The organism is Gordonia desulfuricans NBRC 100010 (genome assembly GCF_001485495.1).
GTDB classification, from domain to species: domain Bacteria; phylum Actinomycetota; class Actinomycetes; order Mycobacteriales; family Mycobacteriaceae; genus Gordonia; species Gordonia desulfuricans.
This window is the reverse complement of the sequence record NZ_BCNF01000084.1, coordinates 1-26,716: the sequence shown is the minus strand read 5'-3', so window position 1 is coordinate 26,716 and position 26,716 is coordinate 1. Positions and strand designations below refer to the sequence as shown.

20 protein-coding genes are annotated in these 26,716 nt (G+C 67.2%); 4 read left to right on the top strand and 16 right to left on the bottom strand.

Going from position 1 to position 26,716, the window contains the following annotated elements:
- A partial coding sequence (locus GD1_RS14475) for an ABC transporter permease (RefSeq protein ID WP_059037756.1) occupies positions 1-1,456 on the bottom strand: 1,456 nt, incomplete at its 3' end.
- Positions 1,456-2,361, bottom strand: a complete 906-nt coding sequence (locus tag GD1_RS14470; protein ID WP_059037761.1) for an ABC transporter ATP-binding protein — start codon at positions 2,359-2,361, stop codon at positions 1,456-1,458. The genes GD1_RS14475 and GD1_RS14470, both read right to left, overlap by 1 nt.
- A 101-nt stretch (positions 2,362-2,462) precedes the next feature.
- Between GD1_RS14470 and GD1_RS14465 the strand changes: the two genes are divergently transcribed.
- Positions 2,463-3,098, top strand: coding sequence for a TetR/AcrR family transcriptional regulator (locus GD1_RS14465; RefSeq protein ID WP_157079487.1), 636 nt, complete (start codon positions 2,463-2,465; stop codon positions 3,096-3,098).
- 48 nt (positions 3,099-3,146) lie between these two features.
- Here GD1_RS14465 and GD1_RS14460 read toward each other — a convergent pair whose 3' ends face one another.
- The 13 genes from GD1_RS14460 to GD1_RS14395 all read right to left on the bottom strand — a co-directional run bounded on the left by GD1_RS14460 (position 3,147) and on the right by GD1_RS14395 (position 22,071).
- Entirely contained in the window at positions 3,147-4,295 is a 1,149-nt protein-coding gene (locus tag GD1_RS14460) for a Wadjet anti-phage system protein JetD domain-containing protein (RefSeq protein ID WP_059037752.1), read from the bottom strand.
- Positions 4,292-7,693 (bottom strand): ATP-binding protein, encoded by a 3,402-nt coding sequence (locus GD1_RS14455; protein ID WP_059037751.1) that lies wholly within the window; start codon positions 7,691-7,693, stop codon positions 4,292-4,294. The genes GD1_RS14460 and GD1_RS14455 overlap by 4 nt, the downstream gene beginning before the upstream one ends.
- Entirely contained in the window at positions 7,686-8,264 is a 579-nt protein-coding gene (locus GD1_RS14450) for a DUF4194 domain-containing protein (RefSeq protein WP_059037750.1), read from the bottom strand. Before GD1_RS14450 ends, GD1_RS14455 begins: the two co-directional genes overlap by 8 nt.
- The gene (locus GD1_RS14445) at positions 8,261-9,703 is read right to left on the bottom strand and encodes a DUF3375 domain-containing protein (protein ID WP_053776580.1); all 1,443 of its coding nucleotides are present in this window, start codon (positions 9,701-9,703) and stop codon (positions 8,261-8,263) included. The genes GD1_RS14450 and GD1_RS14445 overlap by 4 nt, the downstream gene beginning before the upstream one ends.
- Positions 9,704-10,471: 768 nt before the next feature.
- The gene (locus tag GD1_RS14435; RefSeq protein ID WP_202927217.1) at positions 10,472-11,908 is read right to left on the bottom strand and encodes a wax ester/triacylglycerol synthase domain-containing protein; all 1,437 of its coding nucleotides are present in this window, start codon (positions 11,906-11,908) and stop codon (positions 10,472-10,474) included.
- Positions 11,909-11,922: 14 nt separating this feature from the next.
- Positions 11,923-13,416 carry an HAD-IB family hydrolase gene (locus tag GD1_RS14430; RefSeq protein ID WP_059037744.1) on the bottom strand — a complete coding sequence of 498 codons (1,494 nt, stop codon included), beginning with the start codon at positions 13,414-13,416 and terminating at the stop codon, positions 11,923-11,925.
- On the bottom strand, positions 13,413-15,689 hold the full coding sequence (locus GD1_RS14425; RefSeq protein WP_059037759.1) for a glycerol-3-phosphate 1-O-acyltransferase: 2,277 nt from the start codon (positions 15,687-15,689) through the stop codon (positions 13,413-13,415). Before GD1_RS14425 ends, GD1_RS14430 begins: the two co-directional genes overlap by 4 nt.
- A gap of 122 nt (positions 15,690-15,811) precedes the next feature.
- A complete protein-coding gene (locus tag GD1_RS14420; RefSeq protein ID WP_059037743.1) occupies positions 15,812-16,681 on the bottom strand; it encodes a D-hexose-6-phosphate mutarotase in 870 nt (289 codons plus the stop codon).
- Between the two features lie 23 nt (positions 16,682-16,704).
- Positions 16,705-18,153: a TerD family protein gene (locus GD1_RS14415; RefSeq protein WP_244882733.1), complete on the bottom strand. Its 1,449-nt coding sequence runs from the start codon at positions 18,151-18,153 to the stop codon at positions 16,705-16,707.
- Positions 18,154-18,628: 475 nt separating this feature from the next.
- Entirely contained in the window at positions 18,629-19,495 is an 867-nt protein-coding gene (locus GD1_RS14410; protein WP_020794416.1) for a DMT family protein, read from the bottom strand.
- Positions 19,496-19,499: 4 nt separating this feature from the next.
- On the bottom strand, positions 19,500-20,450 hold the full coding sequence (locus tag GD1_RS14405) for a DUF808 domain-containing protein (RefSeq protein WP_053776578.1): 951 nt from the start codon (positions 20,448-20,450) through the stop codon (positions 19,500-19,502).
- A gap of 191 nt (positions 20,451-20,641) precedes the next feature.
- A complete protein-coding gene (locus GD1_RS14400; protein WP_053776608.1) occupies positions 20,642-21,256 on the bottom strand; it encodes a 3-oxoacid CoA-transferase subunit B in 615 nt (204 codons plus the stop codon).
- A 47-nt stretch (positions 21,257-21,303) separates the two neighbouring features.
- Positions 21,304-22,071, bottom strand: a complete 768-nt coding sequence (locus GD1_RS14395; protein WP_053776577.1) for a CoA transferase subunit A — start codon at positions 22,069-22,071, stop codon at positions 21,304-21,306.
- A 180-nt stretch (positions 22,072-22,251) separates the two neighbouring features.
- Here GD1_RS14395 and GD1_RS14390 point away from each other — a divergent pair, with 180 nt between their 5' ends.
- Positions 22,252-23,013 carry an IclR family transcriptional regulator gene (locus tag GD1_RS14390; protein ID WP_020790573.1) on the top strand — a complete coding sequence of 254 codons (762 nt, stop codon included), beginning with the start codon at positions 22,252-22,254 and terminating at the stop codon, positions 23,011-23,013.
- 115 nt (positions 23,014-23,128) lie between these two features.
- On the top strand, positions 23,129-24,274 hold the full coding sequence (locus GD1_RS14385; RefSeq protein WP_053776576.1) for a T6SS phospholipase effector Tle1-like catalytic domain-containing protein: 1,146 nt from the start codon (positions 23,129-23,131) through the stop codon (positions 24,272-24,274).
- A gap of 106 nt (positions 24,275-24,380) precedes the next feature.
- Here GD1_RS14385 and GD1_RS14380 read toward each other — a convergent pair whose 3' ends face one another.
- Positions 24,381-25,514, bottom strand: a complete 1,134-nt coding sequence (locus GD1_RS14380) for a hypothetical protein (RefSeq protein WP_020790574.1) — start codon at positions 25,512-25,514, stop codon at positions 24,381-24,383.
- Positions 25,515-25,782: 268 nt separating this feature from the next.
- Here GD1_RS14380 and GD1_RS14375 point away from each other — a divergent pair, with 268 nt between their 5' ends.
- Positions 25,783-26,550: an acetoin reductase gene (locus GD1_RS14375; protein ID WP_020790575.1), complete on the top strand. Its 768-nt coding sequence runs from the start codon at positions 25,783-25,785 to the stop codon at positions 26,548-26,550.
- The last annotated feature ends 166 nt before the right edge of the window (positions 26,551-26,716 follow it).

Here is a 26,716-nt window from a genome sequence, read left to right as displayed (position 1 = left end):
CCAGTTTGAAACTCGGTCCGAACAGGGTGAGCACGAACGAGGCCAGGACACCGATCCACGCGGCGAGCATGACCTGGGGCCGCACGCCGATCACGGTCACCGCGATCGCGATCACCGTCCAGACCGCGGGGATGGTGGCGATCGCCTGGAGCAGGGCGTCACCGAAACTGATCCCGATACCGGCCGTCGAGGCGAAGATCCCGACGAACACGCCGGCCAAGAGCAGGAACAGGATCGGCGTGGCAAAGGCGACGACGACGGTACCCGCGAGGTACCGCTCCCGACTGACCGCGGTCGCGAGTACCGGCTCCGCACGATCGGCGAGTTCCTCGGCGCGGACGCGAATGACGATCTGCACTCCGGCGACAGCCGCGATGATGCTCACCAGGGACAAGATCGTGGTGAGGAATGCCGCCACCAGATCGGCCGGTGAGGCCGCGCCCGACGCGAACACCTGGGCCATCGTGGGATTTGCCGCGAAGAGATCGTTGACCGACCGGGTGAAGTAGCCGAACACGACACCGAGTCCGATGAATGCGAATGACCATGAGATCACCGCCGGTCGGTTGAGGTGGATCGCCAGGCCCAGGGGAGTGCGGGCCCGTCCGCGTGGCGGGCCCGGCGACTGGGCGATGAGTCCCTGACCGAAGTCGCGGGAGATCTGAAGGGCGAAGCCGATACTCGCGACGGCGAGAGCGAACAGAACCCCGAGGAGCAGTGGCCACCAGTGATCTCCGGTCGCCGGACGTGTCTCTTCGATCCAACCGAGCGGATTGATCCATGCGGTCCAGGCAGGCGCATCAATCGAGTACAGGAATCCGCGGAGGACGAACAGGATGCCGAGCACAGTGACTGCGATCGAGGAGGCGGTCCGCGAATCGGAACCGATCTGGGCGGTCACCGCGGCGACGGCGACGAACATCCAGCCGGTGATGGTGAACCCTGCGCTCAACAGCAGTGACGCCTCCCATCCGCCACCGCACAGGCCGGTGATCACCCCGGAGACCACGCCGACCGCGAGCGCGGCGATCACGGCCATCAGCAACGCGGTGAGCAGACGCGACTGTCGACCGAGTACACCGGCGGCGAGCAGTTCTGCCTGACCGGTATCCTCCTGGCCACGACTGGCCTTGGTGACGATGAAGATCGCTCCGAGTGCGGTGGCGAATCCGCCCAGGGCCAGACTGCGCCAGGCGTTGAAGCCGTCCACGGTCGAGAGATCATAGGCGGGTCCGAAGATCAACCCGAGTGCCGGGTTGGCGCCGACGGTGGCCGCGAACACCTGGCGATCGTGGATGTCGGGGAACAGCAGCGGATAGGCGATCACCGACGACACGGTGAGTGCTGTCGCGATCACCACCCACGGCGCAAAGGAGCGCGCCTCGTGGCGCAGGGACGTTCGCAGTAGCGGTGTGGTGCCGGCCAGTGAGCCCGGGGCGAACAGTCCGGTCGTCATCACCGTCGGCCCTCGTCGGCGTCGTCGTACAGGCGAAGGAACAGACTTTCCAGTGACGGTGGTTCGACGGTCAGCGATCGCAGGCCACACGACGTGAGTGCGTCCATCGCCGTGCCGATCCGATCGGAGTCGACGGTTGCGGTCAGGCGGTGTCCGTCGAGTGTGACGTCGTGCAGGATCGAGAGACGGCCGGGGTCCGGGACGGTGATCAACTCGGCACGCACCGTGGTGCGGGTGTGTCCCCGCAACTCGGTCAGCGTGCCGGTCTCGACGATGGCGCCGTCGCGGATGATGCTGAGGCGGTCGGCGAGGGTCTCCACCTCGGCCATGATGTGGCTGCTGAGCAGGACCGACGTCCCGCGGGCCGTGGCCTCGCCGATCACATCCTGGAAGACGCTCTCCATCAACGGGTCCAGACCCGACGTCGGCTCGTCGAGGATCAGCAGTTCCACATCGGAGGCCAGCGCTGCGACGATCGCGACCTTCTGCCGGTTGCCCTTGGAGTACTGGCGTCCACGCTTGGTCGGGTCGAGTTCGAACCGTTCGATGAGATCCGCTCGCCGGGCCTCGTCGAGGCCGCCGCGCATCGATCCGAGGAGGTCGATGGCCTCGCCGCCGCTCATCGACGGCCACAACGACACGTCTCCCGGGACGTAGGCCAGTCGGCGGTGCAAGGCCACGACGTCGCTCCAGGGATCTCCGTCGAGGAGTCGCACGCGTCCGGAGTCGGCGCGCAGCAGACCCAGCAGCACACGGATCGTGGTGGACTTGCCCGCGCCGTTGGGGCCGAGGAATCCGTGTACCTGCCCGCGTTCGACGCGGAGGTCGAGGCCGCGCAGCGCTGGGAACTTCCCGAACGATTTGTGCAAACCCGCGATGTCGATGACCAGGTCATCGGTGGCCATGGCGTCCTCCAGAGTGGTGCGGCTCGACTGATGGTTCCACATGTGAGGTATTAATTCCACGCGTGGGGAGATATTTCGGTACCCCGGGTACTGTTGTCCAGGTGAATCACCACGTGGCGGCTTCGGAGCGTCGCGGTCGCGGTCGTCCCGCCGGCGACGGCGCCAACCGGGCGGCAATCCTCGATGCGGCGAAGGTGATGTTCGGTGCCCACGGGTACGACGGTGCGTCGATGCGGGCCATAGCCGCGGCCGCGGGCGTCGACCCCGGAACGATCAGACACTTCTTCACCGACAAACACGGCCTGTTCGCCGCGACGATCGCCGACCGCACCGAGTTCACCTCCCGGATTGTCGCCGCGTTCGCCGGTGACCGGGAGCATCTCGGTGAGCGGGTGGCGGAGGCCTATCTCGGCGCATGGGAGGACGAGGAGACCGCGCCGATCCTGCGTGCGATCGTTCGGACGGCGCTGACCTCGGAACGCACCGCGAATGTACTGCGCGCGATGTTCGCGACCAGGATCATCGCCGAGCTGCCCCCCACGATGGCCGACATCGGTGAACTCCCGCTACGTTTCGCGCTGGCGGGCTCGCATCTTCTCGGTGTCGCGGTGGCACGCAACCTCGGACACATCGAGGCCTTGACCACGATCGACCGCGACCATCTCATCGCGATCCTGGCACCGGTGATCCAGGCGTATCTGACCGGACCGCTGCCGGCGAGCGCCGGCACACCGTGACGGGGCAATGCGGTCGCGACGGGCGACGGTGTGCGACCCCGGGCTCGGTCACGACCCGGTGAGGCGCCGGCGGGCCCAGGCCCAGTCGACCCGTTCCTGTTCGAGGCGGACCTTCTCGCCGAGTGAATCGTCGACGAGGTCGGCGTAGAGATCGTGCTCGGCTGGGGAGAGCCGGGTCAGCGTCGAGGTCGCCGGCCGATCCTCGCCGACCCATCGATCACGGTGCGCGAGCAGGGTTTCTCGATCCATCAGGACCGACTCGGTGTGCGGCAGCCAGGCACGCAATCGGTCGAGGATCGCGAAGCCGTGGGTGTCGAGGTCGCCCCAGTAGCGAACCTGCACATCGGCCAGCCAGGTCAGCCGTCCGATCCGATCGACCTCGAACCCCTTGCCCCACAGCACGAGACCGTGGTCGGGTACCTCGACACTCAGGTAGGTGATCTCGTTCTCGACCACGAGGACGTCGTGGGGCTGCAGCGTCAGCTGTGCGAGTTCGTCTGCCCGGACACTCATCTCGGTGAGTTGAGGCGGAAGCCCCAACGACGGCGACGGCCGGAACCGGATGAAGTCGGGCTTGGACCGCAGGCCGAGGCCGGACAAGAATCCGGCTGCCGTCGACGGAACCCCGAGCATCGCCGCCAGCACCACACGATGGCGCTCGGCGAACTTGGTGTCGACCCCGGGTGCGGTGATCTCCCGCAGGTGGTGTTGTGAATCCCGGTGTGTGTCAAGCCATGTGTGGGCGGCGATCAGCCGAGAGAACTCGGGGAGCAGGTCGATCGCACGCAGGGGATACCGGAGCACCCATGCGTACACGGGCGGGTGGCCGGCCGCGAGGTGTGCCACCGTGTCGAATTCCCGGACGGAGGCCGCCACGCCCAGCAGCGCCCAGGCCTGGTCGAAGGACGACACCACAGCACGGGCGGGAAGGGTGTTGCGACCGATGCGCCGGCCACCGACCGACTGCCAGACCAGGGTGTAACACCGGTCGTCACGACGTCCCCTGTCGAGGGCTGTCACCCAGGTGCGGGCGGCGTCGAGGTCGTCACCGATCTGCGACACGGTGGGGCCGTGCAGCGGGATCTCGATGCGCTCGAACGAATCTCCGTTCGCATACGCACGCAACAGGCTTCCATCGTCCCAACGGCGGCGGACCCTGGTGGCGATGTCGTCGGGTGAGGTCCACCGTCGGCTCACCGCAGCTGCCCGTCGCGGCGGCTGCGATACTCCTCGATCGTCATCGTCTGCAGCCGTGAGAAAGTGCCCGTGGGGTTGTCGACGAATCCGATGGCCTTCACGTACGGTTCGATCACGTGCACCTTCTGCAGGGGCGTGACGATCAGCAGCTGCAGTCCGAGCTTGGCGAACAGATCCAATGCGTAACGGGTCGACACATCCGACCCCCGTCCGAAGGCCTCGTCGATCACCGCGAACCGGAAGTCGCGGGACTTCTCCACACCCCACTCCAATCCGAACTGGTACGCAAGGGATGCCGCGAGGATCGTGTAGGCGAGTTTCTCCTTCTGGCCGCCGGACTTACCGTCGGAGTCGCTGTAGTGCTCCCATTCGACATCGGTCTCCACATCCCGCTCGGATGCGGAGAAGACGAACCAGTTGCGGACATCTGTGACGCGGCGAGTCCAGTTCTTGTCGGAGTCGGCGTGGCCGTCGCGACCGCGGAATCGTTCGATGATCCGCTTGACATCGAGGAAGCGTTGTTCGGAGTACTGATCGCCGTCGACGGCGAGACTGTCGTCGGTCAGGCTCCGCAGGTCGACACGGAACTGGGCCACATCCTGATTCGTGGTGGACTCGCGTTCCAGCCGGATGAATCGGCCCGGGTTGTAGGGCACCGCCCCGAGTGCCTCGTTGATACGCGCGATGCGCTCGTCGATCGACGCGGCCTGCCGATTGAGCCAGTTGTTGAACCCGGCGAGCTCTTGGATGGCGTTCTTGTTCAACTGCTCTTTGAACTCGTATTCGAAACGCGGGAGGTCGTCGGTGGCGACCCGGTCTCGGAATGCGACGAAGTCGGCGCGGGCATCGACGTCGGCGTCCATGTCCGCGCGCAGGTCGGGCCATCGTCGGAGCACGTCGGCCATGTACTGCGCCAGGCTCTGCCCGTAGCCGCCGAGCTCGCGGGTGAGTCGCTCGATCCGTTGGTGGAGTGCCGACGACAACACCGACTCGGCCGCCGCGCAGTCGTCGGCCCGGAGCGGCCGGGTGCCGTCGAGGCGTTGGGTCAGGGCGTCGTATGAGGCACGTGCGGAGTCGAGTTCGGTGTCGGTGTGCGCTGCGATGAACTCGTCGTCGGTCCGCTTGTCCTGTTCGGCCCGGTTCATCGCGGCGGCCGAGGTCGCCAGCCTGCCGGTCAGCCCTTCGATCGTCGCCGTCGTGGCGGTGGCGAGTTCGGCATTGCGTTCCAACGCCGCCGTGATCTCCTGCAGGCGTGAGGAACCCGATTGCAGGCGAGCCCGCTCGGCTTCGTGTGCATCGGCACGGTGCCGGGCCTCGTCGACGTCGAGCTCGGCCCAGGAATGGAAACCCTCCAGCCGTGCGAGGGCCTCGCCGCGGCGCTGCACCGCATCACGTTGCCCCGACAGCATCGTCACCTCGCCCACGGCGGCCGTGCGTTGACGGTCGAGATCGGCGAGATCATCGACCAGTGCGGCGATCTTGCGTTCGTTGGCCCACCCGAGCACCCAACGGCGGGGGTCGTCCACACGGTGTCGGTCGTCCTTCTCGTGGCGCCCGCCGGAACGCACCTGACCCTCACGGGTGACCGCCCGCTTCGTCGCGCGGAACTCTGCGATTGTCGTCGTTCGCTGATGGTCGGCGCGCTTGAACAGTTCGTCGCGCAGATAGCCTTCGAAGGGGCCGTCCCTGACCTCGAGGCAGTCCGCGAGTACGGGTACTCCGAAGTCCGGACGTTGCAGCCGAATCCGCCGTGCCGGCACCCGCTCGTAGACCAGCCGGGCACCCACGGAGCGCCCGCCGGAGGCGTGGAAGGTGAGCCTGCGGTTGTTGACCCACTCGGTCACCGCCTCATAGTGCTGTTGCGGCACCAGCAATGACAACGCGAATCCGCGCAGCACCCGTTCGGCCGCGCCACGCCACTCACCGTGTTCCTCATCGACATCGAGAAGCTCACCCGCATAGGGCAGGTCGTCGTGGGTGAGACCGAGGTCGGTGGTCAGCTGATCCCGGATCTGCACCTGGTCGGGCGGCAGGTTGCTGGTGCGGTTGCGCAGGTCCTCGAGTTCGGCGCGGATGGCGTCGCCGCGTCTGGCTGCATCCTTCTCGCGCCCGATGGCGTCGGCGATCGCGGTATCCAGCGCACGTTTGGTCTCGGCCAGCCGCGTGCGTTCGTCGTCGATGAGGCCACGGAGCGCAGCGAACTGCTCTGCGGTACCGACCGGATCGAAAGCCGCATCGGCGACGGTGGCATCGAACAGTTCCCGACCGTGACGACGTTTTGCCACGTCGTCACGAGCGGCGGCAGCGAGGCGTTCGAGCTCGCCGACCCGATCGCCGCCGGCGCGCGCCCGCTCTTCGATGAGCGACTCACGCTCGCGGGACAGATCGCGTTGACGGGCGCGGGCCTCGTCCTGTTCGCGCAGCAGCCGCTCGCCCTGGACGGTGTGGTCGGCGATCTCGTCGGCGAGCAGCGCCGAATGATGCTCTGCGATGAACAGACGCACCGCCGCACGGTGTCGGTCCAGGGTGTCCCGTTCGGCCAGTGCGGCGTCGTATCTACGGGTCGTCGAGATGATGGGGTCGAGGGCCTCGAGCTGTTCGCGGGCGCGTTTGACCGCGTCGTGGGCCTTGGTGAGATCGTCGAAGTGGGAGATGATGTCGCGTACCCGGCCACTGGCGTCACTGGGTTCGAGCATGTGGTCGCGCACGAAGTCGTTGAGATTGCCGACGGACTTCATCGACACCGTCTGATGCAGCAGTTCCAATGCCTGCTCGGACCGGATGCCGAGGAGCCGCCGCAGCGACGTGGAGTACTTGGGGAAATCGTCGTGGACGTCCGCACCACCGGACCGCAGCCGCTTCCGCAGATCACCGAGCTGGGAACCGAAGTCGGCGAAGTCGGCGGCAATGGTCAGCTGCTTGGTCGCGGTCACATAGAACCGGTAGGGCTGTCCGGCGGTGTCGCGTTGCTGGAAGACCTGGGCAAGGGTGACGGTCTCGTCGTAGCCGGGGTTGGTGAACACGCCGAGGATGACCGAGTACGTGTTGCGTTCCTGCCGTAGACCCTTGGCGCGTGAGCGCCCGGTCGACTCCTGCCGCTCGGACTTGTAGTGGCCCTCGACGTAGGAGCGGAGCGTGCGCTCCTTGGCCTCGGCGCCGGCAGCCTTGTTGTAGGCGATCTTGTGGGCGGGCATCAGCAGTGTGGTCACCGCGTCCACCAGCGTCGACTTGCCTGATCCGATGTCCCCGGTGAGCAGCGCGGTCTCGGTGTTCGGGGTCAGTCGCCACACCTGCCGGTCGAAGGTACCCCAGTTCAACACCTCGACGTGCTGTAGCCGGAATCCTGCGCCACCGGCCGGCGCCGTCAGTTCGACCGTCGAAAACAGGCCGTCAGTCATCGCCGTCCTTCCGTCCCGCGTACTCGCGCAGCTTTCCCGCGAAATCCGACAGCGTCTGTGCGTCCACGTAGGCCTTGATGATCCGCCGCACCTCCCACTGGTCGGTCTGCCCACGCAGCTGGCGCAGGAAGCCCAGCTCGACGGTCTTCTTGATGGTGGACTCGGCCTGGTCGACCAGCCGGGCCTCGTTGGTCGACTCGGTCTGGAACAACCGCAGCATCTCCACGATCTGATCGGTGGACAGCACCAGTCGTCCATCGCCTCCGCTGATCTCGAACTCCAGCAACCGTTTACGCAGCAGTACGAGCAGCAGGCTCACGTGGTAGGTCAGCGCGCGTCGGCGGACCAGCCGTGGAAGCGGTTCCTCGCCCTCTTCTTCGGGGCGTGAGCGCAGATAGGCATATCCTTCGGAGTCGTCGACGACCACTTCGACGCCGATGGTGGCGAAGTGGTCGCGGACCCCGGCGCCGGACCGCTCGAGGGTGGCCCAGGTGTCCTCGTCGGACTCGCGATAGGTCACCCCCTGCATCAGCCGGATGATCGCGCTCGCCACCGCGCGTTCGTCGGTCATCGTCGTCTCACCGTGACCTTCGGGAGGCGGGCGCGCTTCGTCGTGGTCGGGTCGTCGGGATCGGGATACTCCAGCAGCGTCTCGTCGGTCGCGTCGATGTCGACGCTGAGATCATCGTCGGTGAGGGCGAGATAGCCGACGATCTCGGCTGCCCCCTGCTCGATCGGGTACATGTCCACCACGTCGGACAGCAATGCCGATGATCTCTTCGGCAGAACGCTCCGGATGTTGGCGGCCAGGCGGACCTGGTCGATGTGGGTCTGGGCGAACAGCAGCTCGGCATCGAGATCCTCGGTCGCATCGTCGATGCGGCTCTCGACGGTCACCGTGGCGGCCTTCTGATAGAGCGGCCGTTCGAATGGCAGTGTGATGTCGATCCCGGGCTGATCCACCTCGAGCCCGAAATCGGGTGTGTTTCCACGCAATTCGAGGGCACTGCTCTCGACCGAACGGACCAGGTCGAGGACGCGTCGGTTCTCCAGCCAGACCTGGTCGTCGAGGAACCGGCGTAGTTGCTCGGAGATCTGACGCACGGTGCGCTGGGTTCGGTCGGCAGCCTCCGACCAGTCGTGGTGGATACCGCGGATGCGTGGGTCGGCGTCGACGATGCCGAGCGATGACACCTTGGCGAGTAGGTCGGCGAGCTCGGACTGACGGGAGTCCGACAGCAGGAACTCGTAGAACGACCCGAAGCTGCGACCCTGGTCGGAGGAAGCGATCTCCGAGCGGTCGTCCACCAGTTCGGCGAGCAGCTCGCCCTTCGGGCCGTCCCAGGCGGCGATCTTCTCGCGGGCGGCGCGGTCGAGGAGCCGGAAGTTGTCCTCGACCTCCCGGAAGTCGGCGAGCAGGTCGCGGGCGGTCGACGACAGCTGCTGGTAGCGGTCACGAATCCCGGCTCGGTCGAGCATGGTGATGTCGCCGGCCTCGACCGCGGCGATCTCGGCATCGATCTCGGCGCGACGGCGTCGGAGCTCGGTCAGCCGGATCTCGGGATCGACTTCCGTTCCGTGCACGATCTGACGAAGCAGTTCGACGACGGTGTGCAACCGCGATTCCGTCCCGACGAACGCCCTGCCCTGCAGGGAGATGATCCAGGCGTAGGCCTTCTCGAAGGCCGGGGTGACCTCGTAGTGGACCTCGTCGTCGCCGGTGGGGTAGAAGCGGCGGAGAAAACCTGCCTCGGTGGCCGCCCAGTCCTCGAGGTATGCGCGTGGTTCCTTCGGGAACCGAACGTGGTCGTCGTCGGTGGGCAGCACCGCGTTGAGCTCGTAGAGCAGGTCGTCCAACGCCGCGGCCAGCTCGCCGGCAGGACTCGCGCCTCGATTGTCCTCGACGAAGTAGGTTCCCAGGAAGGCCAGGATGAGGGGCGAGTGGTGCGCACGCAGCAGCCGCCACGCGGGATGCCGGTCCCACAGTGCGGTGAATGCGTGGAAGTCCATGGGCCAAGGGTAGACAAGGTGACCGACATCGCCGCGGCGGTCACCGACGTGTGTCGACGACCGGGGTCAGGGTTCCGGCTCGGATGACCGGATCGCTCGTCGCGATGGTCAACCCTCGTGGGGGCGTGGGCGATGATCATGGCGATGATCATGCGGTCGAAAGGGTCGAGATGGTCCCCGGTCGGTTGGTCTGAGGTCGCTGCGTCGGTCGGTCGATCGATCGCGAGAGAGACCCCGTCATCACCCCCGGGGGTCTCTCCCCACGCCCCACCAGCGGGCAGCCACCATCGACAAGACCCAGTCCGGTCTCGATCGCGATCTGCCACGTCGGTACCGCAGACACGTACGAGGTGTTGGCCGGAACCTCGAGAGTGGCCATTGCCCGTGGATCGAGGCGGGTTCGGATCGGTGACCGACCACAGGACTGTGTTGGTGTCGAGCAGGACGTCGGTCATGGGCAGGCCTCCCACACCCCGGAGCTCGTCGGCGGGCAGCGGGACGTCGAGATCCGCAGGGACCTCCAACCCCGGGAACTGCCCGAACCGACGCACCCGTGGTGTGATCGGGGCTGATCACGGACACCGGGCGACGATGGTCGGTGATGGTGATCGCCTGCCCTGTCTGCTCGACCTCGGCGACACCGCGTTGCGCCGCGCTGTGGCCTCGGTGCCGTTGATGGTCTTCATCGCACCAGTCGAGACCGATCGGATCAGTCGGACCGTCAGATTGACTTTCGGCTCCTACGGAGTCCACCGACAGGCGATCCGATCACTCCACCCGGCGTAGCACGCCCGGTTCGACGCCGTCGTCGGCGGCCAGTGCGAGCACCTCCCCGAAGCCTGCGATCAGGCACTCGGCGAACAGTTCCAGATCGGTGACCGCGGCACCGTCGGAATTGATTCCGAGACAGGCTGTTCCGTTGTGGGTGATCATGGTGGCCATCATGGCGCAGCCGGGCAGCGGTCCGAACGGGAACATCCGCTCCACCTTGGCGCCGGCAACGTAGGTGTCCCAGGGGATTCCGGGGACGTTGCTGGCCTGCAGGTCGTTCTGGCTGGCGGCCCCGCTGAACTGCATGAGCATCGTTCCCGGTAGCCAGGCCATCACCGAGCCGAGTGTGTTGAAGATGTCGACGGCCGGTTCGTGGCGGGCCAGCCGCACCTGCTCGCGGATGGTGAGCACCCGTTCGAAGGGATCGGCGATGCCGACCGGACCGGCGAGGCGTCCGACGGCGATCCGGTTGCCGCCGGCCGGGTCCTCGGGGCGGCGCACCGAGATCGGGATCGCCACCGGGATCGTGTCCACCGGGGAGCCCATCTTCTCGTGGTAGATCCGGAATCCGCCGATCAGGCCGGCGAGGTAGATGTCGTTGATCGAGGCGTTCACCGCCGTCGCCGCCGCCTTGAGGTCGGTGAACGGCACCTCGAAGGCGCTGAACCGCCACGAGAGACTGCGATGGGCGAGCAGGGGGGAGCCGGGCGGGCTCACCAGGCCGGCGACTCGTGGCACCGAGCGGCCGTAACGCAGTGCCGAACTCAGTGCTTTCCGTGGATTGGTGAGGGCGCGAACACCTTTGAGCGCCAAGTCGACGCGGTGCGGGATTCGCCCGATCTCGTCACCGATCTGGCGGCCGATGAGGTCGAGTGGGCCGATGTTGACCGGGTCGGGGCTCGGTGGCTGCGGTTTACCCGGATTGTGTTCTCGTGTGGGCGAATGCAGTTGGGCCAGACCGATGATCGCGCCGAGCCCGTCGGTGAGGGCGTGGTGGGCCTTGAGGAAGTACGCGGCCTTGCCGTCGGGCAGCCCTTCGATCAGGGTGCCCTCCCACGGCGGGCGCGCGGCGTCGAGGGCCGTCATCGCGAGCTGCTCGCAGGTCACCAGCAGCTCGCGCATGCTGCCGTCGCCGCCCAGCTTGATGCGGCGCAGATGGTAGTGCAGGTCGAAGTCGGGATCGACTGCCCAACTGGGTGTTCCGGCACCGAGTGGGGAATCGACGACGCGTTGCCGGAACCGGGGGGCCATCCGGCTTCCCCATTCGTGGGCCGCCACGAGCCGATCCCAGTCGGGGCTGCAGTCGTAGATCTCCAGCATGCAGATGGTGCCGCGCATCCGGCGGTCGGTGTCGCCGCGCCACATGATGGTGTCGACGGAGCTCATGTGGGGTTCGTTGGCCCAGTCGAGGGGCCGGTCCTCGCCGCCTGTCATCTCGCCCTCGTCACTCACGAACGGTCCTCCTCGGTTGCCCGGTCCACGGTGTCGTTCGAGTCGTCGGCAAACGACTCGAATGGCCAGTCGGCCAGCGCCGTCACATACATCTGTCGTACTTCTTCTGCGCGGGAAGCGATCTCGTCGGCGGTCCAGTCAGAGGTGTCGACCGGCGGCAGGACCATCACCTCGACGGTACCCGGACGGATGAGCTGCGAACCGCGCCACATCAGTTCACCGGTGTTGCGCAGGACCACCGGGACGACGGGCACCCCGGCCTGCATGGCGATGTGGAACGGCCCCTTCTTGAACGTCCCGACCCGCGGTGTCGGCGAGCGGGTCCCCTCCGGGGCCACCACCAACGACATCCCGTCCTCTTGCAGGGCTTTGACCGCCGGTTCCAGCTGTTCGATCGCGCGTGACGGGTCGCCCCGGTCGATGAACACCAGACCCGCCTGATCGAGGATCTGCCCGAGTACGGGCACCCGCTGGATCTCCTTCTTGGCCACCCCGGTCGCATCCGCCCGGACGAGGTTGATCATCACCGGCAGATCGAGTTTCGACTGATGGTTGAACAAGAAGACGCACGGCCGTGCCGAGGTGAGGTACTCGCCGCCGTCGAGTACCTGGACGTGGATGCCGGCGAGTGAGAGCCCGACGTCGGTGCCGGTCGGCAGGATGTCGACCAGGGCATGCCGATCACGCCGGATCAGCCCGGTGGTGAGACCGACTGCGGCAGAGGCGATGAACGACCCGTAGAAGGCGCCGGTGCGGGCCAGCATGCCCACCCGGTTGTAGGTGGGGTTCTTCAGGTCGATGATCGGCCACCCCCGGGACTCGGCCTCGGCGCGCAACACCCGCCGCGGCGACACCGCCGCCGGATTGCCCACCGACTCCAGGTAGGGGATGTCCTCGTCGCCGTCGCTGTAGGCGAACGACGAGGCCAGATCGATTCCCTGCTCCCGTGCCAGTGCCCGGACCGCGGCGGCCTTTCCCGGACCCCACAGCGGGCGGCCCAGGATGTTGCCGGTGACCACACCGTCGACCACCTCGACGTCGGTGGCGAGAGCGTAGTCGGCGTCGATCTCCCGGGCGATCGGCTCGATCTGGAATCTGGTGGCCGACGACGCGATGACGATGGTGTGCCCCATCTCGCGGTGCGCGCGCAGGATCTGCCACATCTGGGGCCGCAGCTTGGATGCGGTCTCGTGTTTGAACAGCTGATCGCCGAAGTCGATCAGTTCGGCATAGGTCTTGCCGGCGAAGGTCGGCTTGGTGGCCTCGAGCACTTCGGCATAGTCCTGTTCGGAGACCACCCCGCGCAGCCCGATCAGCAGGAACTCGGCCAGTTCGCCGAAGCCGAACTCCATGCTGCGCAACCGTGCCCGCATGATGTCGGCTGCCGAGAAACCCTCGATGAGGGTGCCGTCGTAGTCGAACAGTGCGGCCACCTTCTTGCCGGTCGGGGCGGAGCGGATGGCCTGCATCCGGTCGGTGAAGGCGTTCACCGTGCCACCTCCGATCCGATGGTCGGCTGGATCGCCTCGATCGAGGCGATCCGGGACAGCCGGTCACGCATCAGTTCCACCTCATCGAGCCATTGTTGCCGGGCCAGCGGCAGATCGTCGGTGTTCTCGCCGTGGATCAGGCCCCGGTTGTCGGCGAGCTGGTAGCCGCCCTCGTAGAGATCCTTGGACACCGAATCCTTGCTGCGCACCACATTCTGCAGCGACAGCTGCTTCCCCAGGCCGAGGCAGTCGGCGACCAGGTCGTCGCGGTCGCGGGAGGCCGAACCCAGTTGCACCAGCCGGGTCGCCACCACCAGCTGCGCGTCGAAGAACGGTTGCAGGGTGCGCCGGGCCAGCAGGGCGCCGGTGTGGCCGTGCAGCACCTCATAGGTCCAGTCCTGGGTGGGGGTCACCTCGCGCCATCCGGGGGCGAGCAGGTCGAGTTCTTGCCCCAGCCGGTGCAGGAACTCGGTCTTGGGCGGGAAGAAGAACTCGAACTTGAGCAGATCGCGGATGCGCAGTGCCTCCTGCTGGGAGGCCGAGAGCAGACTGTCGTGTGACTCGGGATCACCGAGGTGGGTGACCTCGCCCTCGGCCACCGCCAGCATGCCGACCTCGACGATCGCGCGGTCGACGAAGTGGTGCAGTGCGCCGTTGCGGTAGTAGGCGGCCACCGCGCGGTTCTCCGGCACGATCGACCACACCGGTTCGACGCCACCCTCGAAACAACTCACCACGCCGTTGCCGGCCAGCACCCGCAGCGTCTGGGTCAGTCCGACACCGCGACACAGTGTCGGATCCGGTCCGGGCAGGTCGCGGCGGGCGATGTAGGTGAGCAGTGGGGACAGGATCGCCTCGATCTCGGGGAGTGTGTACGCCCGGTCCTGGGCGCCGAGCAATGCGAATCCCACCAGCGACGTCGCCGTGATCGGTGTAGCCGAGTTGATCTCGTCCATCACGCGGAAGGCGACCTTGTCGAGCCGGGCGGGTCCGTCACCGGCGTCGGCGAGGGCCGCGCGGAGCGAGATCGGCGCACCGAAACGCACCCGCGCCTCGCCGAGGTAGTGCCGCTGCGCCTTGGCATACCGCAGCAACCAGGCGACACCCTCGGGCTTCTTGGTGCCACCGGCGTCCTCGGCGGCCATCGCCCCGATCTCGTGGAGCTGGTCGTAGACGATCGACGTGGGGACGATCGTCACGTCGGCGTCGTCGAGCTGGCCGACCGCATCGACGACGTAGGTGAGCAGGCCCAGCTTGGGCTGGCGCAGCTTTCCGGTCCGGCTGCGGCCACCCTCGATGTACCACTCGAGGTTGAAGCGCTTCTCGACGATGTAGGCGAGATAGGAACGCATCGCGAACTTGTAGACCGGGTCGGCACCGAACTTGCGGCGGATGAAGATCATTCCGGCCCGGCGGGCGACCGGTCCGACCGGCCAGAAGGCCAGGTTGTTGCCGCCGAGGACCAGATTCGGGGGGAAGTCGTTGTTGCGCAGCACCTTCGCCAACACCAGCGGATCGACGTAGGAGCGGTGCGACGGCAAGAAGATCAGGCCGGTGGACTTGTTCAGGGTGCGCAGTTCGTTGAGATGGTCGACGTCGACCGACACATTCCACGCGCGCTCGTGCAGCCGGTTGAAGGTCGCGGAGAAGACGTCGTCCATCAGCCGGCTCTGCGTGGCGACGAAGGTCGACAGCTTGTCGGTGGCCTCGGCCATCACCGCATCGGTCTGTCTGCCGAGTGTCGCCGCGAGTGCGGCCGCACCCGACTGGAACCGGGCCGAGCTGCTGATCTGCTCGGCGACGAGCCGCGGGACCTTGTATCGGTCGCCCACGATCTGGCGTTCGGCCCGCTCCGCCGACAACGAGGCCTGCACGGAGACGAACTCGCCGAACGGTTCGCCCTCGGCCTGGCTGCGCGAGTAGCGGGACCGAAGTTCGGCGATGGTCGCGGGTGCGCCGGCGGCCACCCGCAGGCTGTCCGGGCGCCTGCTCTGGATCAGCGGCTGCATGAGCCGGGCGGGCCGCCGCGGATTGGACAGCACCAGCACGTCACCGAGTGAGACCCGCCGCTCGCCGCCCTGCCGGACGGCCGGGAGCCAGACCGGACGGACGGGGACGAGCAGCGCCTGCGGGGGCAGCGCGTCGTAGTCGACATCGGCCAACTGGTGGACCTCGGCGTCGGGATAGGTCGACGACGCCCAGTCGGTCACCGCACGCATCTCACTCGGCGTACGGGCCTTGGTCAGGACCAACACCGGATCGGTCATGCGCATCACCCCGCGTCTCATGGGCCGGTGCCGCCGTGGCACCGGCCATCCACACCTTATTGTGACCTGGGTTACACAAAGGTGGGTGGGTTTTTGGTGATGGAGATGGCGAGATGCAGGTGGAGAAGTCAGTCGAGTGATGAAACCGTGATGGTCTGACTCATCGAGTGGGTGGTCTGGCCGGGTACCTCGACCACGTCCGGTCCCGCATTCGCGGCCTCGACACACACGAACCCGCGCCAATGCAGGCCGACGTCGGCCATCCCCGAGGCCACCGCCTCGCCCGGATTCCACACCACCGCCGACCGCGCCCCCTGCGTGACGATCTCGATCCGACGTCCGAGCCCGGGATCGACGAGGAGATACCGTCCGCCGGCACCGGGATAGATCCGGTCGCTGCGGGCGGGATCGGCCGGGAGCCGCCAGTCGCAGTCCTGCTCGTGGGCAGCCATGTCGTCGAACTTGTCCAGGTAGGTCAGACCGGCGAGCCCGTCCACGTGGACTGCGGTGGCGTCGGAGACGCGGAAGTAGTTGTGCAACGCCTCGGTGAGGCGGACCGGCCGGGTCCCCGGATTGGTGGTGGACAGCGTCTGTTCGAGCGATGCCCCGATGCGCAGGGTCATCCGGAGCCGGAGGTCCAGATGGCCGAGGCCCACGGGTGCCAGATGCACCTCCACGTCTCCGCCGTCGAGAACTCCGCCGCCCGTCACCGTCCACCTGGCGGTCCGCGCATAACCGTGTGACGGCACATCGCCGGTCTGCCCCTCCTTGCCGAAATACGGCCAGCAGACCGGGGTACCACCCCGGATCGGGGTGGGTGGCGCCTTGACGAGCGGCGACACCCAGAACACGTCCACCGCGCCGGTGGGGACGAACGACAACACATGCCCGCCGAACAGGGAGACGGCCGCCCGGGCCTGGGGGGTCTCGACGATGATCGCCTCGAGGCCCTGGTGGATTCCGATGCTGACGCCGGGGATCTGATCGAAGTCGCTCACCCCATGAGCCTGGCACACGACGGTCACTCGTCGATATCCACCTGATATGCCCGTGCCAGTGCCGCCAGTCCGTCGTCCCACCCCTGCCCGACGGCACGCATCTTCCATCGTGTGGACCCATCCGGATGCGTGAGTTGGTAGATCTCGAGCAATACCACCGCCCGGACCGACGGTTCGAGGCGTGGGACGAAGCTCCATGCTCCGGTGCGGCTTCGCATGGTGACCGCCGCTTGGGTCAGAGCGGAGAACGTCAGTCCCGCTGCGATATCCATGTTCGCGCTGACCACCACCTTGCGTACCGACGGTCGAAGTGCGCGAGGATGGATCACGGCGGACTCTGCGGTGGTGTCGCCCACGAACTTGCCCAGAAGGCGTGCGGCGCCGTCGGCAGCGCTGGGGTTGTTGTAGAAGACGAAGTCGTCATCGGTTGCGACACTGTCGAACTCGTCGACGAGAAGGAGAGACAGATCCGCGTCGGCGCCGCCGGATCGAAACTCCACGTGAAGCTCGAACTGTGCGTCCTCGGGGAGGTCGATACTCTCCCCACTACGCAGCGATTGGCAAGGCGGCGTCTGCGCGGAGGGCGCAGGCGGTGCCGACGGAGCGTTGTGCGGGGCTGTTCGAGCTGCCAGCCATTCGGCAAATCCGAAGGGCGCATAGGGATCGGCGTCGGACAGACCTCCGAGTTGTTCCGAGGTACCGCTGAGCTCGGCATCGATCCGCCCGAGGACCGAGTCCGGCTCGTCCACGCAGTCGGCCACCAGGGCTGCGAGCGCCGGTATGTCGGTGAGGTCGAGTGGCCGGACGACACTGGAGATGTTGCCCGATGCGGTTGCCCGGATACTGCATCGGACGTCCGAACCGATATCGAGGATGCGCCAGGCGTCCTCGGCGGTCCGCCACGGGCGAGCCGCCATCGCCGATCTCGACCAGGTGCCGTAGGCGACCACTCCAAGGCGTTGCGTGTCGGGCATCCGGGTGACCACCGCGGCCGAGACCGCATCGATGGAGGGTGCCGTCGCGAGCGCTTCGAGCACTGCGGCAGCCAGATTCGACGCCAAGATGTGCAGCCACCAGCGCATGCGGTCCCGTTTCGGCATCGCCTTCAGCGTGGGGCGACCCGCCGGTGACGTGGCAGGCATCTGCGTCGGCAGGGTGTCGAGATCCGGGAGCCGCATGAGGATCGACAATGTGGTCCCCTGGACGCCGACAGCGCACCCGGCGGCCGGATTGTCTGCGAACGCGATGTTGACCGCTTCACACACCGTCGATTCATCGTTGTGGCACAAGGCCTCCCACCATTGTCCCGCCGCTGACTGCAGGGACTGGTGGATGGCCTCGCGTCGCTGGGTCTCTGCGGCGAGGTAGTCCTGGGCGGCTTCGCGTGCGCGGTCACGTGCCTGCGCTCGTGCGGTCCGGGCGAGTTGGCTGACACCGGCGGTGAAGTGCGCCTGGGCCTGAGCCTGTGCCACGGCGAACCCTATCGGCGGTGGTGGGGGCAGAACCGGATGAACAGACTGCCGGAATGGTTCCAGGTGTGCCGTCGTGGAATCGACCCGCATCCGGGTCAGTTCGCGAATGGCGGCATCACGGTCACTCTCCCGCTGGGCGCGCTCGGCGGCGCGTTGTGCGGCAGCCAACTGCGAGGGCGACGGACCCGTCGACCGCGACGTCCGGCGGACCGTCGTCCGCCGCCGCCCGGACGCCGGAAGCAGTGCGGTGGAGGCAAAGAACGGGCCCAGTCCGGTCGACAGGGTGGTACGTCCGCCGCCGACGTGTATCCGCGCTGCACGCGGACCCACCGATGTCCGTACCCCTCGGGTCGACACGCGGACCCGCATACCCGGAACCCCGACCCTGAACCCCATTGCCACATCGAGCAGCGTAGACGCGAGGAGTGGTCGGATGGGGGTTTCATGCGATCAGCGGCGTCGTCGGGGCCGAGCACTATCCGGCCCCTTCCACCTCTTCCACCACCGGCGACATCGCCACGACCACCGCGCCCACCACCGCGGCGACGAACGCGATGGCCGCCGGGATCTGCCATCCGGCGCGGGTGGTGTCGCCGAGCAGCGCGATTCCCACGACGCCGGGGATCACGGTCTCACCCACGACGAGCGACGCCGACGCCGCACTCACCGACCCGGTCTGCAGGGCCACGGTGAACATGTAGAAGCCGCCCGGTCCGCACACCAGGATGGCCCAGAACGCCGGATCGCCGATCAGCGTGCCGACGTCGAACGGGTCGAGTCCGCCGACGATGCGCACGGCGACGGCGAGCACCCCGAACAGCACGCCACCGGTCAGTCCGGCCAGGACGGCGACCCGTGACCGCAGGCGCACCAGCACGAGTGCGCCGATCACCAGCAGGCCCAGTCCGACGCCGAGGACCGCCCAGTGCATCCACCGGTCGTCGACATGCCCCTCATCTCCTGCGGCCACGCCGAGCACCACGAGGGCCGCGACCACCACGCCGATCGCGACCCAGTCGCGCATCGCAAGTCGGGCGTGTAGGAACAGCACCGCGAGCACCACGGTCACGACGAGATTGGCACTCACGATCGGTTGGGCGAGAAACAGCGGGAGCAGACGCGCCGCCACCATGTTGCCCAGGAAGCCCACACCGTCGAGAAGCAGTCCGGCGAGGTAGGAGACGGTCAGTACCGCGGCGACGGTCGACCGCAGGGTGGGAGCCGAACCGCTTGCCGGGCCGACGGTTTCACTGCAGACGCGCTGCGCTCCGCGCGCCTGCAGGACCGATGCGGCCCCATAGCCCAGGGCGGCGAGGACGGCGGCCGCGATACCCAGGAACATGACGTCAGTGCGCGGCGGCGTCGGACTTCTTGCGCTTCGGGATGAAGTGCATGATCAGCACCACGATCGCGCCGACGATCAGGCCGACCACCGCCGAGACGACGGTGCCCGCCGTCCACGACAGGACGCCCCCGAACCAGCCGTGGACGAGTTCACCGAACCAGTGCTCGAGGTCATGCAGATGGTCGGCGGGCCAATGGAATCCGGCCTCGCCCAGGTTGGCCAGCAGGATGTGGCCACCGACCCACAGCATGGCGGCGATACCGACGACGGTCAGCGTCGACATCACCTTGGGCATCGCGCGGACCAGGCCACGTCCCACGGTTTGACTGAACGCCGAATCCCGTTCGGCGAGAGCCAGTCCCACATCGTCCATCTTGACGATCACCGCCACCACGCCGTAGACGAGTGCGGTGATGACGAAGGCCACGACGACGAGGACACCCAGGCGTATGAAGAACGGCTCGTCCTCGACCGAGGCGAGCGAGATGATCATGATCTCGGCCGAGAGGATCAGGTCGGTCCGGATGGCGCCGCTGACCATCGACTTCTCGAATTCGGGACCGCGTTCGCCGGTGTCCTCGGCCTCCTCGTGATGTCCGGTGACGGCCTCGTAGACCTTCTCGGCGCCCTCATAGGAGAGGTACAGACCACCGGCGATCAGCAGATAGGGGAGGGCTCCGGGCAGGAACTGACTGAGCAGCAGCGCCACCGGGAGGATGATCAGCAGTTTGTTGCGGATCGATCCGAGAGAGATCTTCCAGATGATCGGCAACTCGCGGTCCGGGGTGAACCCGTGCACGTAGCGAGGGGTCACGGCCGCATCGTCGACGACGACCCCGGTCGCCTTGATACTGGCCTTGCCGGCCGCAGCGCCGATGTCGTCGATGCTCGCGGCCGCGGCTTTGGTGATCGCAGCGACGTCGTCCAACAGGGCGACGAGACCTCCGGCCACGCGAACCTCCTCGGAGTCGATGGGTGTGTTCGCGTCGAACGATACGTGGTCTGCGCCGGTCTGCGGTGTGTGACTGCGGCCGGGAACTGCCCGTTCGCCGGGCCGTTGTGCGTCGCGCGTCGAGGTGCTCAGACCATCGCACGCCGGTTCCCGTGAGCCGCCGCAGTCGGGAACCGGCGCGCGATGCCCACCTATTCGGTGGTGATCCGGGCGTCGGTGGCCGCGAGGACATCCCCTCGCGAGACACCCGGGGCCAACTCGCGAAGGGCGAGCGTTCCGTCGCCGACCACGTCGAGCACGGCGAGGTTGGTGATCACCCGGTCCACCACACCGGCGCCGGTGAGCGGCAGGGTGCAGGTCTCGACGAGTTTGGGGTTGCCCGCGCGATCGGTGTGTTCCATCAGCACGATCACGCGGTCGGCCCCGTGGACCAGGTCCATGGCGCCGCCCATCCCCTTGACCATCTTGCCGGGGACCATCCAGTTCGCCAGGTCGCCCCGCCCCGATACCTGCATGCCGCCGAGAACGGCGGTGCCGATGTGGCCGCCGCGGATCATGCCGAACGACGTCGCCGAATCGAAGAACGCGGCACCGGGATTGACGGTGACGGTCTCCTTACCGGCATTGATCAGGTCGGCGTCGACATCGTCGACCGACGGGTATGCGCCGGTGCCGAGGATGCCGTTCTCCGAGTGCAGGGTGACGTGTACGCCGGCGGAGAGATGATCGGGGATCAGCGTCGGCAGCCCGATCCCGAGGTTCACGTACTGGCCGTCCACCATCTCCGCGGCGGCGCGGGCCGCCATCTGGTTGCGGGTCCAGCCCACCTGGGCGGTGACGGGGGTCGTGGCGGTCACTGGCGGGCTCCTTCGGCGTCGCTGACGGTGAGCTTCTCGATGCGCTTGTCCTGCGGTCCGGTGTGCACGATCCGCTGGACGAAGATGCCCGGCAGGTGCACCGCGCCGGGATCGATCTCGCCCGGTTCGACGAGGTTCTCGACCTGCGCGATCGTGATCGTGCCCGCCATGGCGGCCAGCGGGTTGAAGTTCATCGCCGACTTCTCGAACACCAGATTGCCCGCGGTGTCGCCGAGCTTGGCGTGCACCAGCGCGAAGTCGGCGCGGATGCCCTCTTCCAGGACATAGGTGCGGCCGTTGAACTCGCGGGTCTCCTTCGGCGGCGACGCGATCTCCACCGTCGACCCGTCCGTCGAGTACTTCCACGGGATGCCGCCGTCGGCGACGGGAGTGGAGACCCCGGCCGGTGTGTAGAACGCCGGGATACCGACGCCACCGGCACGGAGCCGCTCGGCGAGCGTCCCCTGTGGGGTCAGCTCCACCTCGAGCTCACCCGACAGATACTGCCGCGCGAACTCCTTGTTCTCGCCCACATACGACGCCGTGACCCGACGGATCCGGCCCTGCGAGAGCAGGATGCCGAGACCGTGGTCGTCGACGCCGCAGTTGTTCGAGAAGACCTCGAGGCCGGTGGACGCGGTCGCGGCGATCGCCTCGATCAGCGCATCGGGAATCCCGCACAATCCGAATCCACCGACGGCCAACGTCGCCCCGCTACCGATGTCGGCCACGGCCTCGGCCGCAGAGGAGAAGACCTTCGACATGTTCTCACCGCCTGATACTCGTTCATTGAACGGACGCATCCAGTGTGTGTCCGTTGGAGTGAGACCGAGTCTGCACGACAGAACGATGCTGGTGGAAGCCTTTGAGGGGCTCCCAGACAAGCTGCTCGGAGAATGATCGAACCCCTTATATGCGTTCACTCAGTGAACTAACCTCGAACCATGGAGACCTCGCCGGCAACCGGTGTCATCGAACGCGCCGCCGCGGTCCTGCGCGCGGTGAGCGCCCGGGCATCGGCCGGTGCGTCCACCACGGAGATCGCGCGGACGGTGGATCTCGCCCGGCCCACGGTGCACCGGTTGCTGACGACGATGGCCGACGAGGGCTGGGTGGACCGGGATGCCCGCTCGGGGCGCTGGACGCTGGGGCCGGAGCTGTACCTGCTCGGTGCGGGTGCCGCCGCACGCTATGACATCGTCGACCACGCCCGCGACATCGTCGACCACCTGGCGCGGGAATCGGGGGAGAGCGCCTTCCTCTCGGCCCGCCGGGGGGACGAGACCGTGTGCATCCACTCCCAGGAGGGCAGCTTTCCGCTGCGCTCCCATGTCCTGCACGTCGGGCTCCGTCTGCCGCTGGGTGTGGCCTCGGCCGGGCTGGTCATCCTCGGCCATCTGCCCGATCGGGAGATCGACGAGTACCTCGACCGTGTGTCGCTCGAGGGTCGCTGGGGTCCCGAGCACTCCGGCGACGGAATCCGGGAGCGCATCGCACAGACGCGTGAGACCGGGTACGCCACCAACCCGGCATTGCTCGTCGAGGGCAGTTGGGGCATGGGCGCGGCGGTCTTCGACGGACGCGACCGGCCGACGTGGGCGCTGAGCCTGACCGGGGTGGAGACCCGGTTCAGGCCGGATCGTCGGATCGAACTGGGACAACTCCTGCTCGAGCAGGCGCATCGGTTGACAGTGCGATTGCGGTAGGCGCCGTCGCATACTCGCCCCGGAGTGCGGGCGTACCCGAATCGTGCACCGTTCGCTATCGTCGACCCAGCATCGGCGGTCAGCGTGCCGCCGCACCGACCAGGTTGGGGGACCGATGACCGAGCGCGCCGCGTCCGACCCGCGGGCTGCGGTGGAGCCGCGCAATCTGGTGATCTGTCTCGACGGCACCACCAACGAGCCCGAGACCGGATTCACCAACGTGGCGCGCCTGTTCGACGTGTGCGTCAAAGACGACACACAGCTGGTCTACTACGACCCGGGGGTGGGGACGATGGGGTCGCGGGCCGCGGTCACCCAGATCGGGCGGGCCGCAACCCGATTCGGTGGCATGGTAGCCGGATACGGTATCCGCGACAACATCGAGGAGGCGTACGGGTGGTTGTGCACCCGGTACCGGCCCGGTGATCAGATCTACGTCTTCGGGTTCTCCCGCGGCGCCTACACGGCCCGTGCCCTGACCGGAATGCTGCGCACCGTCGGACTCCTCCACCCGGACGCACTCAACCTCGTCCCCTACGCCCTGAAGCTGTACACCACACGCGGTCCGGAGGACGTCCCGGCGGCTCCCGACGAGCCGAAACCCGCGGCTGTGCAGGAGTACTGGCGTCTCCGGAACGACTTCCGCACCAAGTTCGGCAATCCGGACTTCCCGGTGCCGTTCCGCCGTACCAAACAGGTCCGCTTCCTGGGTGTGTGGGACACCGTGAAGTCGGTCGGCTGGCTCAACCTCCGGGCCCGCGTCGAGATCGCGCGGTGGCCGTTCACCGCCAACATCGACAACGTCGAGACCGCCCGGCACGCACTGGCACTCGACGAACGCCGACGCCCCTTTGCCGAATACCGCTTCGCCGGTGAGAAACTCGACCGGCGCGACGTCCAGGAGATGTGGTTCGCCGGGGTTCACGGCGACATCGGCGGCTCCTGCCGCCCGGACAGCCGACTGCCCGACGTCGCGCTGTCGTGGATGGTCGACGAGGCACATGCCGCCGGAATCCGCATCAACCGCAAGGCATATCGGCGCAACCTCGACATCGGCTTCGGCACCCCGTTGCCCGACGACCGGGTGCTCGGCCCGATCGTCGGCAACAACGCCGTCTGGCGTCTGGCCCGGGGATGGCGCGACCGCGAGGTGCGGCACGACGATCTGATCCATCCCAGCGTTGCGCATCGGGTGCAGCACACCGCCGGTGACGCGAAGCCGTACCGTGCCCCGGTCAGGTCGGCCGAGGCAGGTCGATAGATCTCGTCGGCTGTTCGGCCCCGCCGAGCCGGCAAACGGGATGTCGGAGCGGCCGGTGAGTGGGGGCCCGACGGTGTGACCACTCACCGGGCGACCCCACCTGGGCTCACCTCAGCCGGCTCAATCCGATCGAGCCGAAGCCCACCACGTAGATCAGCGTCCACAACACCAGCCAGTCGATGAATCCGAGGGCGTTGCCGTACAGGCCGTCGGCGACCGCCGGTTCGTGTAGTACGTGTTGGGCGGCGAAGCGGTAGTACAGCAGGAACGTTCCGATTGCGAGGGCGAAGGTCAGGACCGCTCGGATCGGCGGGGCGAAACGGTTGCCGAAACCGTTGGCCCAGAAGATCATCCAGAACGCCCAGCAGACCCCGATCTGCGCCGGGAACTGATGGAGGACGCTGCCCAGCTCGGTGGTGGCGGTGGGACCGACCAGGAACTCGGCCAGCGGCACCATGATGAAGTAGATGCCGGTGCCGACGACGACGTTGCCGATGGTGGCGGCCAGCGCGGTCCGGCCACCGCCGCCGAACAGCTTCCACGGCCAGTTGTCCAGCGTCTGACCGGTCAGGATCACCGACACCACGATCGAGTAGAACCAGCCGAGTACGGTGTCCACCGACATCGGTGGATCGGCGATCGACGACGACACCGCGGGCAACCCGAGGACGACGTACAGGGCCAGTGTCGGGACCGCGACAAAGGCGATCTCGCACAGCCCGATCAGGGGTTGCTTCATCCCGAGCGCGGTCCACGGCCAGTGCTGCCAGTTGAGGACCACCATCACCCAGGTGCCGAACCCGAACAGGACGAACAGCGCCCCGGTGAAGTAGCCGAGGCCACCTTCTCGGGAGCCGGCGAAGTCGGGGAAGATCGCGCCCAGCCCGCTGCCGAGCAGCCAGGTCACCACCACGGCGAACACCGCGGTGCAGGCGAGGATCGCCAGGCCGCGAGCCGGTTGCCCCCACCGGTCGAAGCCGTGGAACTCGGCGTTGAAGCCGATGAAGACGATGAACAGGATGGCCCAGAACAACGCGGCGTTGAACGGCAGTGGATAGAAGTTCCACGGGCTGGTCGTGGGGTCCGCCAGCAGATACCAGGTGGCCAGCGACAGGGCCACCACGATGGCGATATTGGCCAGGCCGAACGCCACCCAACGGCTGTCGGCGGTGGTGGTTGCCGCCGATGGCGGTGCCACCTGCGTTTCGTCGGGCGGTTCGATACCGGTGGTTGCGGCCATGGCGGGACTCCTCGGGGGATCGCAGTCGATGATGCGCGCTCACTATGAGCTGACTCACACCGCGGGTGTCAGGGTTGCGAAGGGTTGCAACCGGCGACGGCGCCGGTACGCGCCGGCGGCTGCAACCTCCCGCAACCCTTGGCTTCTGTGCTCCGGGTCACAACGATTGCTGCACATCGGTACCTGCCGACGAGAACAGGAGTCACAACGTCATGGACGCAATCACTTACGACACTGCCGGGCAAGCGATTCGATCGGCGGTGCGGGCATGAGCGTCGCACTCGTCACCGGAGGCGGTCAGGGAATCGGACGCGGGATCGCGCTGCGCCTGGCACGCGACGGACATGACATCGCGGTGGTCGACATCAACGAATCGACCATCGCGTCGGTCGTCGACGAGATCCACGAGATCGGTTCCAAGGCAGTGGGAATCGTCGCCGATGTGAGCGACCGCGACCAGGTGTTCGCGGCGGTCGATTCCGCGGCCGAGCAGCTCGGTGGTTTCGACGTGATGGTCAACAACGCCGGTATCGCACAGGTCGCCCCGATCGACGACGTGACACCGGCCGACGTCGACAAGATCTGGCGGATCAACGTCGACGGCGTCCTCTGGGGTATCCAGGCCGCGGCCGCCAAGTTCCGGGCGCTTGGATGCAAGGGCAAGATCATCAACGCGTCCTCGATCGCCGGCCACGACGGCTTCGCGATGCTCGGCGTCTACTGCGCCACCAAGTTCGCGGTCCGGGCACTCACCCAGGCTGCGGCCAAGGAGTATGCGGCACACGGGATCACCGTCAATGCCTACTGTCCGGGGGTGGTGGGCACCGACATGTGGGTGACCATCGACAAGCGTTTCGCCGAGCTGACCGGTGCCGCCGAGGGTGAGACCTACGACAAGTTCGTCGGCGGGATCGCCCTCGGCCGCGCCGAGACCCCCGACGACGTCGCCTCGCTGGTGTCGTATCTGTCCGGACCCGACTCCGATTACGTGACCGGACAGGCGATCCTGATCGATGGTGGCATGGTGTACCGCTGATTCCAGGAGGAGCGTAGCGACGAGGCGTGTCGAAACCTCCGCCGGCCGATCTGGGGAGGTGAGCATCTCGGAGGTGGTTGGGGACATTCTCGTCTCACCGGGTCTCGACTCGGGTCCTCGCCCTTGGGGCTCGGTCCCGGATCGACCATCGGAAGTGGTTGCGTCC

Coding starts and splice junctions, on each gene's coding strand:
- GD1_RS14470 (WP_059037761.1), bottom strand. CDS start 2,361: ATGGCCACCGATGACCTGGTCATCGACATCGCGGGTTTGCACAAATCG.
- GD1_RS14455 (WP_059037751.1), bottom strand. CDS start 7,693: ATGACTGACGGCCTGTTTTCGACGGTCGAACTGACGGCGCCGGCCGGT.
- GD1_RS14450 (WP_059037750.1), bottom strand. CDS start 8,264: ATGACCGACGAACGCGCGGTGGCGAGCGCGATCATCCGGCTGATGCAG.
- GD1_RS14445 (WP_053776580.1), bottom strand. CDS start 9,703: ATGGACTTCCACGCATTCACCGCACTGTGGGACCGGCATCCCGCGTGG.
- GD1_RS14435 (WP_202927217.1), bottom strand. CDS start 11,908: ATGACAGGCGGCGAGGACCGGCCCCTCGACTGGGCCAACGAACCCCAC.
- GD1_RS14425 (WP_059037759.1), bottom strand. CDS start 15,689: ATGCGCATGACCGATCCGGTGTTGGTCCTGACCAAGGCCCGTACGCCG.
- GD1_RS14410 (WP_020794416.1), bottom strand. CDS start 19,495: ATGTTCCTGGGTATCGCGGCCGCCGTCCTCGCCGCCCTGGGCTATGGG.
- GD1_RS14400 (WP_053776608.1), bottom strand. CDS start 21,256: ATGGCGGCCCGCGCCGCCGCGGAGATGGTGGACGGCCAGTACGTGAAC.
- GD1_RS14395 (WP_053776577.1), bottom strand. CDS start 22,071: ATGTCGAAGGTCTTCTCCTCTGCGGCCGAGGCCGTGGCCGACATCGGT.
- GD1_RS14390 (WP_020790573.1), top strand. CDS start 22,252: ATGGAGACCTCGCCGGCAACCGGTGTCATCGAACGCGCCGCCGCGGTC.
- GD1_RS14385 (WP_053776576.1), top strand. CDS start 23,129: ATGACCGAGCGCGCCGCGTCCGACCCGCGGGCTGCGGTGGAGCCGCGC.
- GD1_RS14380 (WP_020790574.1), bottom strand. CDS start 25,514: ATGGCCGCAACCACCGGTATCGAACCGCCCGACGAAACGCAGGTGGCA.
- GD1_RS14375 (WP_020790575.1), top strand. CDS start 25,783: ATGAGCGTCGCACTCGTCACCGGAGGCGGTCAGGGAATCGGACGCGGG.